Below are 14,197 nucleotides of genomic sequence, written 5' to 3'. Positions count from 1 at the left end.
ATGCTTAAGTTCTCTTTAGATATAGGACCTGTAAAGCTTTATTTATATCTACTATTACTCTGGCTTATTTTGGCTGCCCTTTCACCAATTGATTTTAATGTAAAGTTAGATGCATTAAATGTAATTGTATTAATTGTTTTGAATGTACTTCTTTTCTTGGGTTTTTTATTTGGACAAAAGCTCCCAATAAAAAGTAGAGGTGCGGGCTTTGTGCTTGCTAATAATAATTTAGTATCAAAGCGCTTATTACCAACAGTGTTTTCTCTGGGGTTAATTGGTTTTATATTAAAAATGTATACTTTGTTTATTATAAAAGGCGTACCTTTAACCCTTAATGTAATTGATATTAGATTACTATTATTGAATGACATAGGAGCAGGAAAAGGAGGCGTGTTGTCTTTGGTCGCTGGAATTTTATTTCCATTTTGTCTTTTATTCATACCGCTATATTTTTCAATTTCAGATAAAAGCACTAAGGAAAAGTTGTTGTTTAAGAGCATGCTCTTATTACTTATTGTAGACTCACTCTTTTCTGGCGGGGGGACAAGTATCGTTATAGTTTTCCTTTATTGCTTATTCTCTACTAAAAATTTTATTATAACAAAATCTCGGTTTATCTTAATAACTTTGGGTGTATTAACTGTATTTGCATTAGCTGGATATCTATGGTTATTAAGATTGGAACAAATGTTCGGAGGGATACAGTCTTATTTACATGAATTTAATGGTCAATGGATAGCAAGTTACCCAACTTCTTTTATAAAAGAAGTTGACGAAGAGTCCTTTCTTTCAGTTGTGAATTATATATTTACTTGGATATCTTATTACTTTATTCACGGGGTTTATGAATTTATTTATTTATTAAATAATTTCAACTCAAGTTTACATACACTAGGGCTTTCTCAAGGCTATCTTTTTTTTAAATTTTTTGGGATTTTGGGAATTGATGTCCCTTCTGTGGCAGCTATAGCTAGTGTAAATGTTATTCTTGGTCATTATCAAACTTTTTGGGGTTTAGCCTATATCGATTTTGGTTATATGTTCTTAGCTGAAGTCTTTTTATTAGGTATAATATGTAGCTTCTTATATAGAAAAAAAGAGGAGGGCTACTACTCCGGTATTATTTTTTACCCCTTTATTCAATCTCAATTAATTTACTCTTTCCTTTCTAATCCGTTGAATGGGCAAATTTCTTATATGATTGTAAGTGGTACTATTTTATTATTTTTAATTAATTATAAGAAGCTTCAGGAACAGGTTTAATGAGAGTTATACAATTTAGTAAATTTTATAAGCCTTACTCGGGCGGCTTAGAGTCGGTTGTATCTGATATATCTGAGGGGGTTAATGGGTGTAAGGTCACTGTACTAGCAGCAGATCCAAATAACTTAAGGAAAAGAGAGGTTATTAACAATGTAGAAATAATTCGTTCGAAAGAATATTTTAACTTAGCTTCAACCTCCCTTGCTCCAAAATATATCGTGGATACCCTTAAATATTCTAACAGCGGAATTTTGCATGTACATTTACCTAACCCTCTAGCTAATATCGCTCTTTTTTTGGCTTTCTTAGCTCGTCGGGATTTATCTACAATAGTTATCCACTGGCACAGTGATATTATAAAGCAAAAATACCTTTTGGCTTTATATAAGCCATTGCAAAGCTGGTTATTAAAAAAAGCTAAAGTCATAATCGTAACAAGCCAGCGTTACTTAGACTCATCAGAGCCTTTAATGCCTTATAGAGATAAATGTATTGTTGTTCCTATTGGGATTGATAGTATTCATCCTAAAGTTAATGAAGATTTAGTCTTAAGCTTAAAAAGTGAATATAGAGGAAAGAAAATTGTATTTTCTTTGGGTAGGCACATCTATTACAAGGGTTTTGAATATTTAATAGAAGCCGCAAGAAAAGTTGAAAACAGCGTTTTTTTAATTGGTGGTAAAGGACCTGACACTCATAAATATATTAGTATGATTAAAGAATATAATCTTGAGGACAAAGTTAAATTAATAGGCCGAGTTGAAGATGAAGAGCTGCCTTCTTATTATGCAGCAGCAGATGTATTTTGTTTTCCATCTATTGAGAAATCTGAAGCATTTGGAGTGGTACAGCTTGAGTCTATGTCGGTTTCGACACCGGTGATTTCAACCGATATAGCTGGAAGCGGCGTTCCCTGGGTTAATAAGCATGGGGAAAGTGGTTTAGTCTGTGAGCCCAAAGATGTTAAATCGCTGGCTGAAGCGCTAAACAGAGTTCTAAATAACAATGAACTACATAAGTCTCTAAGTAAAGGGGCTTATTTACGGTATTTAAAATACTTTACAAAAGATAAAATGATCAATAAAACTGAACAAGTATATAAGGATATAAACCAGCAATGAATCTGCTACCAATTATAATGGCCGGTGGCTCAGGTACACGTTTATGGCCTCTATCCCGCGGTAACTATCCAAAGCAATTTTTAAACTTAAGCGGTGAGTTTACAATGCTGCAAAGCACGTTAAATCGTTTAGATGGGTTAGTCCATTCACCAGCGATGCTCATTTGTAATGAAGAGCACCGGTTTATCGCGGCAGAGCAAGTACGCCAGCTAGGTGTTGAACATAGCGGTATATTTTTAGAGCCAGTAGGGCGCAATACAGCACCCGCTATTGCGCTTTCTGCTTTTAAAGCATTAGAAAATGGTGAAGACCCATTGTTACTCGTACTAGCTGCAGATCATGTTATTAATGATACGAGTGCATTTCAGCAAAGTGTTAACCAAGCAACAGAGCTTGCTAAGCAAGATAAGTTAGTCACATTTGGCATTGTTGGAAATAAACCAGAAACGGGTTATGGGTACATAAAACGGGGTGAGCAATTTCAAACAGGTTATGCTGTCGATAGTTTTGTAGAAAAACCCGATGCGGCTACCGCTGAAAAGTATATTGCAAGTGGCGATTATTATTGGAATAGCGGCATGTTTTTGTTTAAAGCAAGTCGTTACCTAGAAGAGTTAAACGCATTCCGCCCAGATATATATGCTACGTGTAAAAAAGCGATGCAAGTACAAAATGACGATATGGATTTTGTGCGTGTAGATAAAGCAGCATTTGAAGTATGCCCAGACGAATCGATAGATTATGCAGTAATGGAGCACACTAAAGATGCTGTTGTTGTGCCTATGGATGCAGGCTGGAGTGATGTGGGTGGTTTTGCTGCATTGTGGGAAGTATCAGCACAAGATGAAAAGGGTAATGCGTTTAAAGGTGATGTAAAAGCCGTTGATACAAAAAACACCTTAATTTTTGGCGAAGATAAGCTTGTTGCTACCGTTGGCGTTGAAGATTTAGTAATTGTTAATACAAAAGATGCAGTGCTAGTTGCTCATAAAGATAAGTCGCAGCATGTAAAAGCAATAGTACAACAATTAAAAGATGAGCAGCGCTCTGAGGCTAAATTACACAGGGAGGTCTACCGTCCTTGGGGGAAGTATGACTCTGTTGATAATGGCGAGCGCTTTCAAGTTAAACGCATAACGGTAAAACCGGGAGCGAAGTTAAGCGTACAAATGCATCACCACCGTGCAGAGCATTGGATTGTTGTATCAGGTACCGCTAAAGTACAAATTGATGATACAGAGCAGTACGTAACAGAGAACGAGTCGGTTTATATTCCTATCACCGCGGTGCATGCTTTAGAAAACCCAGGTAAGGTTGATTTAGAGTTAATTGAAGTACAGTCAGGCTCTTACCTTGGGGAAGATGACATAGTGCGTTTTGAAGACCGCTATGGGCGCGTAAAGTAAAGCTAGTTTATAGCGTTAGTCCTTAATAATATTAACCACTGTGAGGCTAGTGCTTTTTCAGTGGTTAAAACGTTAAGTAAGGGCTTTTAGCACTTTCAAGTAAATGCATTATCAGCTCATAGCGATGCGCTTATTTTGCAGCATTCATTTTGCTTTGTGTTAGGTATAAAGCGCATCTCAACTTAGATATCATCATATTATAATAATCCGGAAGTTTAATGAATAAATTGATAAGTTCTCAAGTAATCACGCAAAGTGGTATTGCTTTTGGTACCAGTGGTGCACGAGGTTTAGTCAATGACTTTACGCCAGATGTGTGTGCTGCGTTTGCCATCGCGTTTGTAAAATCAATTGATAATGAGTTTAGTTTTAATACTGTTGCACTGGCGATAGATAATCGACCAAGTAGTTATGCGATGGCGCAAGCCTGCGCACAAGGGTTAAAACAACTCAATATTGATACTGTGTATTATGGGGTGATACCTACCCCAGCGCTGGCCTATAAAGCAATGCAAGATGCGATGCCGTGTATAATGATTACAGGCAGCCATATTCCTTTTGACCGCAATGGCTTAAAGTTTTATCGTCCAGATGGTGAAATCACGAAAGACGATGAGCAAGCTATTTTACATAATGATGCGCCTTTTATGCCGCTGAGTGAGTTATTAGTCCTAACTGTGAGTAATTCAGCAGAGCAGGCCTATATAAGCCGTTATGCAGAGCTATTTAGTGCTGATTCGCTTGCGGGTAAAAGGATAGGTATATACGAACACTCAAGCGCGGGGCGTGATATATATAAATCATTATTTGAAAGCCTAGGGGCAGAAGTAACGAGCTTAGAAAGAAGCGATACCTTTGTGCCTATCGACACCGAAGCAGTGTCGGATGAGGATAAACAAAAAGCCCGTGACTGGTCAAGAACGCATGGTTTTGATGCGATATTTTCAACAGATGGTGATGGCGACCGTCCGTTGGTGGCAGATGAGAATGGTGAGTGGCTGCGAGGAGATATTCTGGGTTTGTTATGCAGTCAGTTACTTGGCATAGACGCATTAGCAGTGCCTGTTAGTTGTAATACAGCTATAGAGAAATCAGGGTACTTTAAACATGTTGCGCGCACCAAAATTGGCTCCCCTTATGTAATTGCGGAGTTTTCTGATTTGAATCGTTCATATCAAAACGTAGCAGGGTTTGAAGCGAATGGGGGGTATTTACTGGGCAGTGAGGTAATGTTAAATGGCAAGTTACTAAGCGCGCTCCCTACACGTGATGCACTATTGCCTGCGTTTATGCTATTAAGCCAGCAAGAGCCTATATCAAATCAGTTAAATAAGTTACCAAAGCGATTCACTGCTAGTGATCGATTGCAAAATTTTCCTAAAGAAAAAAGTTTAGAGTTTATTGAACAACTGAAAAATAATGCTAATGACTTTCTTAAAGATATTGCTTATGAACAAAGTTACGAGTTAGATATTACGGACGGCTTACGGATAACACTAGCATGCGGTGATATAGTACATCTAAGACCTTCAGGAAATGCGCCTGAGCTTAGGTGTTACGCTGAATCCGACACATGTGAAAAAGCAAAAAAAATAATATGTGATGTATTTGATAAAGGCTTTAAAAACACTTAGCTTTACTATCCCCCCCAACTTAACAGGATCTAGGGTTATAAAGTAATTTCCAAGTGTTCCCTTAGGCTGAGAATGTAATTTAGTGCCTGAAGTTGTTTTTTATGCACTTAATTTTATTACCAAAGCGTTTGTTTACTACTGTGTAAATAAACGATTTAGGATAAGGAAAACCATGTTTATAGATTTACTGCTTACCTTTTTTATTGCGTTTGCCGTTTTGTTTTTAATGCGCAAAGTAGCGCGGAGTGTAGGGTTGGTAGATAAACCATCCGGCCGCAAAATGCATACAGGCAATATTCCGCTAGTTGGTGGAGTAGCTATTTGTATAACCATAGTAAACTACATTTACACACATCCAAACATGATTAATCATGCCAATCTATACATGATTTGTATAACCGTCCTAACGGCCGTAGGTGCGCTTGATGATCGTTTTGATTTAAGTGTAAAAATACGAATGTTAGTGCAATCAGTTATATCAATTGCCATGATTTACTTTGCTAAAGCCGAATTAGTAACACTGGGAAATATATTAGGGTTTGGTGAAATAGTTTTAAGCTACGGCTATTTAGGTAGTATTGTTACTGTGATTGCTGTTATAGGTTGTATCAATGCATTCAATATGGTTGATGGCATAGATGGTTTATTAGGTGGCTTATCGGTCGTAACATTTAGCGCTATCGGTATTTTACTGTATGGAGAAAATGAGCATAGCCTAAGCTATTTATGTTTACTGTTAGTTGTTTGTATGATCCCATATATAGTAATGAATCTAGGCCTTATTGGGCGAGAGCGTAAAGTTTTTATGGGTGATTCAGGGAGTATGATGATTGGATTTACAGTCATTTGGTTGTTAATTGGCGCCAGTCAAACCCCTGGTAACTCTATAATACGTCCTGTTACTGCATTATGGCTGATTGCACTACCCCTTATGGACATGGCTGCAATAATGATACGCCGTATAAAGCAAGGTAAATCCCCTTTTAAACCAGACCGCGAACATCTACACCATATTTGTCAACGTTTAGGTTGTAGCCCCACGCAAACTCTTATGCTTATTTGCTTTATTGCTGCGTTATTTGCCTCCGTAGGCATTATAGGTGAAGTTTTTGTAATACCTGAATTTTTAATGTTTTATAGCTTCATAATCATGTTTTCAGTCTATTTATTAGTATTAATAAACTACTGCGCCATTATTAACTTTTTTAGAAGAAAATTGGACTTACCTGAAAAGGAATATTCAGCCGGCAAATAATTTTACAACAACCTATTTTAAGTGCAGCTTTATATTTAGCTTTTGCTTGTTTCAATAAACTTCTGGATACAGATTTTTACAGTATGCATTTATTATTTGTACATATACGCATTTATAAAGATTAATTAAGGAATAACCATGTCACGTAAGTATTTTGGTACTGATGGCGTAAGAGGAAAAGTAGGTACTTTTCCTATTACGCCCGACTTTGCAATGAAGCTTGGCTGGGCTGTAGGTACTGTTTTAGGCTCAACGGGTACTAAAGAAATCTTAATCGGTAAAGATACACGTAATAGTGGCTACATGTTTGAATCTGCTATTGAGGCTGGTCTTTCGGCCGCAGGTGTAAATGTGGCTTTTGTTGGCCCAATGCCAACCCCCGCTGTTGCATACTTGGCTTCAACTTTTAGAGCCGATGCCGGTGTAGTTATAAGTGCCTCGCATAATCCGTTTTATGATAACGGCATTAAGTTTTTTAATAATTTTGGCACTAAACTAAATGACGCACAAGAGTTTGAAATTGAGGCTTTACTTGAGCAAGCACTAAATAATAATGCTATGCAGTGTGTAAGCTCTGAGCGTTTAGGTAAGGCAAGGCGTATTAACGATGCTGCCGGCCGCTACATTGAATTTTGCAAAGGTATATTTGCAAAAGATTTAACCCTTGAAGGTTTAAAAATTGTTGTAGATAGCGCCAATGGCGCAGCGTACCACATTGCTCCTAATGTCTATTCAGAGTTAGGTGCTGACGTGATCAGTATTAATGATAAACCAAATGGTTTAAACATTAATGAGCGATGTGGCGCCACTCACTTAGAGAGTTTACAAGCCTCTGTAATTGAAAATAAAGCAGACCTTGGTATTGCTCTTGATGGTGACGCCGACAGGCTTATGCTGGTGGATGACGGCGGGACAGTGATTGACGGGGATCAAATTCTTTATATATTAGCTAAAGCTGCAAAGTTACAGAATAAAATGGAAGGTGGTGTAGTTGGCACGCTCATGTCTAATCTTGGGTTAGAGTTAGCGCTAAAGGAAATGGATATTCCATTTAAGCGCGCTAAAGTGGGCGATCGCTATGTAGTAGAGCAGCTAAAAAGTACTGGCTGGAAACTGGGTGGGGAGGGCTCTGGTCATATTTTACATCTAGATTTCGCAACAACGGGGGACGGCATTGTTGCATCACTCTTAGTTTTAACTGCACTAATCCAACAAAAACAGTCATTGAAAGAATATGTAGCAGGTATGGAAAAATTACCGCAAGTTCTTTTAAATGTACGCTTATCACAAAATAATGCGGATGAAATATTAAATACTAGCTCAGTGAAGCAAGCGGTGAGTGAAGCCGAAATCGTACTTTCTGATTCTGGGCGAGTTTTACTCCGCAAATCGGGCACTGAGCCACTTATTCGTGTAATGGTTGAATCTACAAACTCAGTAGTATCACAACAACAAGCAGAGCATATAGCCGAAGCTATTAAAGCGTTACTGTAAAAGCTCATTTTTGTGATTTTGCATATCGCTAATTTTTGATTGCGCGGCTTTTGTCGCGCGTGATTTCACCTTTCACCTTTCACCTTTTACTTTTAGGTTTGGCATCACCGTGTTGGTACTAGGAGCTCAATATCTAATAGATGATATTGGGCAATTCTGATAAAATTATGCTTATTAATTACCAATGAAAACATTAAGGGAATAACATGAAAATTGCCGTGGTAGGTACAGGCTATGTAGGCCTTTCAAACGCTATGCTTTTGTCGCAACATAACGAAGTGGTTGCGCTTGATATTGACGAGAAAAAAATAGCTCTTTTAAACGATAAGCAGTCACCCATTGTTGATACAGAAATTAGTGAGTTTTTAACGCGTGATGACTTAAATTTTACAGCCACTACTGACAAGGTAGCCGCTTATAAAGACGCTGATTACGTAATTATAGCTACACCCACTGACTACGATGTTGAAAACAACTACTTTAATACTAGCTCTGTTGAAGCCGTAATTAAAGATACTATGGTGCATAACCCTAATGCGGTTATGGTGATTAAGTCGACTATTCCGGTAGGCTTTACGGCTGATATTAAAAAGCAACTTAATGCTGAAAACTTAATATTCTCTCCTGAGTTTTTACGTGAAGGCAAAGCGCTGTACGATAACTTACACCCGTCACGTATTGTTGTAGGTGAGCAAAGCGAGCGCGCAACTATTTTTGCTAACTTACTTAAGCAAGGCGCTATTAAGCAAGATGTTGAAGTGCTATTTACTGACTCAACAGAAGCCGAGGCTATTAAGTTATTTTCTAACACTTACCTTGCCATGCGTGTAGCTTACTTTAATGAGCTTGATAGCTACGCAGAAGCGCATGGCTTAAACTCTAAACAAATTATACAAGGTGTAGGCCTAGACCCTAGAATTGGCAGTCATTATAACAATCCGTCGTTTGGTTACGGTGGCTACTGTTTACCAAAAGATACTAAGCAACTGCGTGCTAACTACCAAGATGTGCCAAACAATATTATTGGCGCTATTGTAGATGCCAATACCACGCGTAAAGACTTTATTGCAGACTCAATTATTAAACGCAGCCCTAAAATTGTCGGTGTGTACCGTTTAGTAATGAAAAGCGGTTCTGATAACTTTAGGGCGTCTTCTATTCAAGGCATTATGAAGCGCATTAAAGCAAAAGGTATTGAGGTTGTTGTATATGAGCCCGTGCTTGAAGAGAATGAGTTTTATCACTCACGCGTAATAAAAGACTTAAACGAATTTAAGCAAATATCTGATGTGGTGGTTTCTAACCGTATGGTAGAAGAACTGAGCGATATTGCAGATAAAGTGTATACACGCGATTTATTTGGTAGCGATTGATTAGCGGTTAATCTTGCTAAACATTTATATACTGCTAAATCTATTTTACCCTCAATGTATCATCCTTGATTCATTGAGGGGTTACAGCTTCAAAAAATATTAATTTAACCAAAAGCTAAAACCTTCCCATTCAGCCCCCATCTACATTTTACCTGTTAACTTAAAAATAATTAATTTACAAATAAAGGACTACCCATGAAAGCTGTTATTCCTGTTGCTGGCCTTGGCACACGCATGTTACCTATGACTAAAGCAATTCCAAAAGAAATGCTACCGATTGTAGATAAACCACTTATTCAATACATAGTGAGTGAGTGTGTAGCTGCCGGTATTAAAGACATTGTACTTGTAACGCATAGCTCTAAAAACGCCATAGAAAACCACTTTGATACCAGCTACGAGCTTGAAGCAACGCTTGAAAAACGTGTTAAACGTGCACTACTTGAAGAAGTACGCTCTATTTGCCCTGCTGATGTAACTGTAATGAGTGTTCGCCAAGGTGAAGCTAAAGGTTTAGGTCACGCTATTTTGTGTGCAAAACCAATTGTAGGCGATGACGATTTTATTGTATTGCTCCCTGATGTAATACTTGATGCTTATACGGCCGATCAAAAAACTGAAAACCTAGCCGCGATGATCAAACGCTTTAACGATACCAATGCCAGCCAAATTATGCTTGAACCAGTAGCACAAGATGATGTAAGCAAATACGGTATTGCTGATATTAACGGTGTACAGCTAACACCAGGTAACAGTGCGGCAATTAAAACAATGGTTGAAAAACCCGATGCCGATAAAGCACCGTCAAACCTTGCTGTTGTTGGTCGTTATGTGTTAAGTAAAAACATTTGGCCGCTTCTTGCTAAAACGCCAGTAGGCGCTGGTGGTGAAATACAATTAACAGACTCTATTGATGCGTTAATGACCCAAGAAACCGTTGAAGCATTTCATATGAGTGGGCGATCGCACGACTGTGGCGATAAGCTAGGTTACTTAAAAGCGATTGTTGAATACGGTATGCGCGATGTAAAACTTGGCGACGACTTTGGTAAATACTTAACTACATTAATTAACGATGAGTCGACTTTGAAATCTGATAATGTTGTAAATTTATAAAATTGTAGAGCGTAACCTATACTATTTGTAAGCGCGGCTATATGCCGCGCTTTTTTGTGGGTGTATGTATTTTGCTAGTGATAAGTCATTATGTTTTGCGTGAGCAAGCTTCACGCCTACAAAAAATTTAAAGGATTAATTCACAAAGAGGTTAAGAGACGCTGCGCTTTAGAAGTTAACGCTGTAGTCGCGGCTTTATGCCGCGTATTGAGTATTAGTGCCAAACGCGAGTTAAACTCGCTGCTACTAAAATATTCAAAGCAAAACTTTAAGGTGCGCTTTTAATAAACGTTAAAATTTTGCAAATACAGCTAAGCGTGAAAATGTTTCCCCGTATACATCTTTACCTTGATAGAGCTCTGCCCCCCAGCTTTGTGCCCCCATTATAGGTTTGCTTAACTTACGTGTATAGGCTGTTTGCAGCTCATAGCCTGTTTTATAGCCGCTGTTTTTATTTTCAAGCGTACGGATAGTGGTATTAAGTGTTTCTATAGAACTTAAATGCCAATGCCAATTTATACTCATTATTTTAGCCGGCGTGTAGTCGGTATAATCATGCTCATCACCCGCCCAATGGCCAATCACACTCCCCGAGTTACGGTTTCCATCAAGGTATAAGTGGTTACCATACCAGCCGGGCTGCCAATTACTGTGTTCAAAACGAAAACTGTGGTTATTGTTAATAAAGGGCAGGAATAGCCCAAAACTGTAGGCGTTATTACGAGTACCTCCTAAGGTATCCTCTAATGCGATTTCACCATAAAATTCAAATGGTAGTGAATAAATGCTATTGTTGTACTCAAATGTAATAGAGCCTAGTTGGTCGCCTAGTTCGTAATCATCCCCCAATTCATTTGCATCAGCCGTTGTTATGTTGTCTTTACTACCTGGGGTAAAAAAACCTTCAGCAAAATCTTTTAGTGTTACGCTACGCGGCCCGCCACCAAACTGCATTAAGCGGCTTAAACCAATGGTTAAATTATCGGTAGCTGCAAAGCTTGTATGTAAACCGAATAAATAGGGCTTGCCCGGCTCGTAAACTCTTTCAACGCCAGTTTGTTTACCTTCTTTTAATATGCCGCTTTGCTCTGTCATTTGGCTAATAAACATGTCGTATCTAATTTTAAAGCTAGTGATTGGCTCTACGTTACTTATTGTTATAGAAGGTGTTGTTTTAGCTTGTGTGCTTAGTAGCATGGCGCTGTCTTCAAAGGGAGAGTACCAATGTTCACGGTAGCCAATATCTAGTTGTGCGTATTTATAACCTAGGTAAACAAAACTTTGTGTTGGAAGTATTTCGTCTTCGTTGGCTATGCCTGCCACACTTACACCAAAGTGCCGGCCAAAGTTAGCGTATGCTCCGCCTTCAACAATTAAGTTGGTTTTTGTGGTTTGCCCGCGCTGGTTTAGCAGTGTTTTGTTTTTAGTACCTGCAGCAATGGTTAACTTTGCAAAAGCGCCTGCGTCGCTTTGTACATATGGACTAAGCTGATAAGAAAGCGTTTGATATAACTCAGGGTAAGTATGCCTAACTGTCTGTAGCACTCTATAGATATCATGCGCTTTATAGGGCTTACTCATTATGTGTGTGTTTTTACTTACAGCTAAAAGGCGTTGTACTTGATGTTCAAGCTCAGGAACTTGATTTAAAGGTAAATAAGGTGAAACCCCGCCTTTAGCCATTACATTTGCACTGATTGCCATCCCGACAAGTAGCGATATTTTTTTTAGCATAATTATTCCGTTAGCAAAAAATTGTTTAAGTAAAAAACGTTAATGCGAGGTTAGCAATAAATAACTAAGTAAGAAAGAAAAAGACTCAAACCCACGTAGATTAGTCGTTATTTAGTATGGGTAAGATCTACATTTTTAGCCCAAATGAGCTTTGAGGTTAAGTTTTATTTTACAGGCGCGCAGCTTGCTGGCGGTTTAGAGTGATTGTGTCACCACAGAGTACATTGAGCTGAGAGGGAGAAGTAACTAACTAATGCTCTTGCTTTCTTTGTGTAGTGCAAAGCGCTACGGTGGCCTCGGTGGTAATTTAATAATTAATGAGAAGCTTCGCTTCTAACGTGTGCAAGCTCTACGTTTGCCGCCGGAATTGACGCTGGGGTAAATAAATTTACTTGCTGGCGTTTGGTACATTATAAGCTCTTCGAGATAGCTATTTTTCTTGCATAAAGTTGGTTTTTTGTTAACCTACTTGCCTTCCTTTTTTAGCTTGTTGAGGTGTATATGGCGTTGTTATCTCGTTCGATATTGGCGTTGTGTTTAGCACTTTCAAGCTCTGCAGTTTTAGCTCAGTCACAGTGCGATGTTGAGCTTAGTCATGGCTTAATTATCACTGACGACGTTATACGTATTCTTGATAAAGGCCAAACACGCGTACAAATTAATAATAACAATCAGCTTTTTATTCGAGGTTACTGGGTTGATTTAAGCACTGAAGAAAGCAAAGTACTTGAGCAATTTAGCAATGGTATTCGCCATACGGTGCCGGAGCTTGTTAATTTGGCTACCGATGGTGTTAACTTAGGTTTAAGCGCCATTGAACATGTAGTCGAGGGGATGTCTGACAAAGAGCCAGAGGTGCTAAAAACCCAGCTCCAGTACGTAGAGCGTGCGCTTATGGACAAATTTAAGCGCGGTGATGACTTCTTTTTTATCGCGCCACAGTCGCTTTCGCAAATAGATGATTTTTTCACTAAAGAAATTAGCCAGCAAATACACTCTGCCGTACATGGTTCGTTAGGGGCTATTTTAATATCGCTTGGTGATGCGTTTAAATCACGCGAAGGTAATATTGAAGACCGCATTAACGACATAGGCCAACGTATGGATATTATCTCGAAAGAAATAGATAAATCACTGCAAAAAAAGGCTCAGCAACTTGAGCTTAAAGCCTCTGAATACTGTGAATGTTTAAACGCACTCGATGTGACCGAATCACGCTTGCAAGCGATTGTACCAGGCATGGCTGACTTTGATTTAGTACAGATAAAATCGTAAGGAAAGTGGGGAGTTATTAGTTATAAGCTGTTAGTTATTAGCTTTTAGCTGTCAGCTGTCAGCTGTCAGTTTTAGGCTTTAATTGCGTTTAGGGTTTCTATTTCTTGAAATACTTCTAAGCTAACAGTAAATAGCTAGGATTTAGCCCATGAACTTTGAAAACTTGGAAGTATGGAAACGATCTGCTCGCTTAAGTGCTGATATTTATAAAGCGACTAGCACTATAAAAGATTACGGATTTAGAGATCAATTAACGCGCTCTGGCTTGTCTGTTCCTAGTAATATAGCCGAGGGAATGACAAGAGACAGCAATAAAGAAAAAGTGAGGTTTTTAGATATCGCTCGCTCATCAATAGCTGAAGCAAGAACGCAAATTTATATTGGAATAGATATTCGTTATATAGATAAGTCCGTTGGTCGAAAGTGGCTTGATGAAACCGTAGCGCTTTCAAAAATGTTGACTAGTTTAATCGCAACATTAAAAATGACCGCTGACCGCTGACCGCTGACCGCTGACCGCTGACCG

The 14,197-nt window shown here is 38.5% G+C and carries 11 protein-coding genes; 10 read left to right on the top strand and 1 reads right to left on the bottom strand.

Annotated elements, in window-relative coordinates; genetic code table 11:
- The 8 genes from SJY38_RS12620 to galU all read left to right on the top strand — a co-directional run bounded on the left by SJY38_RS12620 (position 1) and on the right by galU (position 10,662).
- Positions 1-1,263, top strand: coding sequence for a hypothetical protein (locus SJY38_RS12620; RefSeq protein WP_377109901.1), 1,263 nt, complete (start codon positions 1-3; stop codon positions 1,261-1,263).
- Positions 1,263-2,384, top strand: coding sequence for a glycosyltransferase (locus SJY38_RS12615; protein WP_377109900.1), 1,122 nt, complete (start codon positions 1,263-1,265; stop codon positions 2,382-2,384). Before SJY38_RS12620 ends, SJY38_RS12615 begins: the two co-directional genes overlap by 1 nt.
- Positions 2,381-3,790 (top strand): mannose-1-phosphate guanylyltransferase/mannose-6-phosphate isomerase, encoded by a 1,410-nt coding sequence (locus tag SJY38_RS12610; RefSeq protein ID WP_377109899.1) that lies wholly within the window; start codon positions 2,381-2,383, stop codon positions 3,788-3,790. The genes SJY38_RS12615 and SJY38_RS12610 overlap by 4 nt, the downstream gene beginning before the upstream one ends.
- Positions 3,791-4,008: 218 nt before the next feature.
- Positions 4,009-5,424 (top strand): phosphomannomutase, encoded by a 1,416-nt coding sequence (locus SJY38_RS12605; RefSeq protein ID WP_377109898.1) that lies wholly within the window; start codon positions 4,009-4,011, stop codon positions 5,422-5,424.
- A 172-nt stretch (positions 5,425-5,596) separates the two neighbouring features.
- A complete protein-coding gene (gene wecA / locus SJY38_RS12600) occupies positions 5,597-6,679 on the top strand; it encodes a UDP-N-acetylglucosamine--undecaprenyl-phosphate N-acetylglucosaminephosphotransferase (protein WP_377109897.1) in 1,083 nt (360 codons plus the stop codon).
- A 138-nt stretch (positions 6,680-6,817) separates the two neighbouring features.
- Positions 6,818-8,173 carry a phosphoglucosamine mutase gene (gene glmM / locus SJY38_RS12595; protein ID WP_377109896.1) on the top strand — a complete coding sequence of 452 codons (1,356 nt, stop codon included), beginning with the start codon at positions 6,818-6,820 and terminating at the stop codon, positions 8,171-8,173.
- A 206-nt stretch (positions 8,174-8,379) separates the two neighbouring features.
- Positions 8,380-9,546 (top strand): nucleotide sugar dehydrogenase, encoded by a 1,167-nt coding sequence (locus SJY38_RS12590; protein ID WP_377109895.1) that lies wholly within the window; start codon positions 8,380-8,382, stop codon positions 9,544-9,546.
- A 195-nt stretch (positions 9,547-9,741) separates the two neighbouring features.
- Complete coding sequence (gene galU / locus SJY38_RS12585) at positions 9,742-10,662, top strand: UTP--glucose-1-phosphate uridylyltransferase GalU (protein WP_377109894.1); 921 nt, start codon at positions 9,742-9,744, stop codon at positions 10,660-10,662.
- Between the two features lie 291 nt (positions 10,663-10,953).
- Here galU and SJY38_RS12580 read toward each other — a convergent pair whose 3' ends face one another.
- Entirely contained in the window at positions 10,954-12,396 is a 1,443-nt protein-coding gene (locus tag SJY38_RS12580; RefSeq protein ID WP_377109892.1) for a capsule assembly Wzi family protein, read from the bottom strand.
- Between the two features lie 501 nt (positions 12,397-12,897).
- Here SJY38_RS12580 and SJY38_RS12575 point away from each other — a divergent pair.
- Positions 12,898-13,671, top strand: coding sequence for a YggN family protein (locus SJY38_RS12575; RefSeq protein ID WP_377109891.1), 774 nt, complete (start codon positions 12,898-12,900; stop codon positions 13,669-13,671).
- A gap of 148 nt (positions 13,672-13,819) precedes the next feature.
- Positions 13,820-14,173: a four helix bundle protein gene (locus tag SJY38_RS12570; RefSeq protein ID WP_377109890.1), complete on the top strand. Its 354-nt coding sequence runs from the start codon at positions 13,820-13,822 to the stop codon at positions 14,171-14,173.
- The last annotated feature ends 24 nt before the right edge of the window (positions 14,174-14,197 follow it).

The sequence above is a fragment of the Pseudoalteromonas sp. R86517 genome, assembly GCF_042466295.1.
Lineage (GTDB): Bacteria > Pseudomonadota > Gammaproteobacteria > Enterobacterales > Alteromonadaceae > Pseudoalteromonas > Pseudoalteromonas atlantica.
This window is presented reverse-complemented; position numbering and strand designations above follow the sequence as displayed.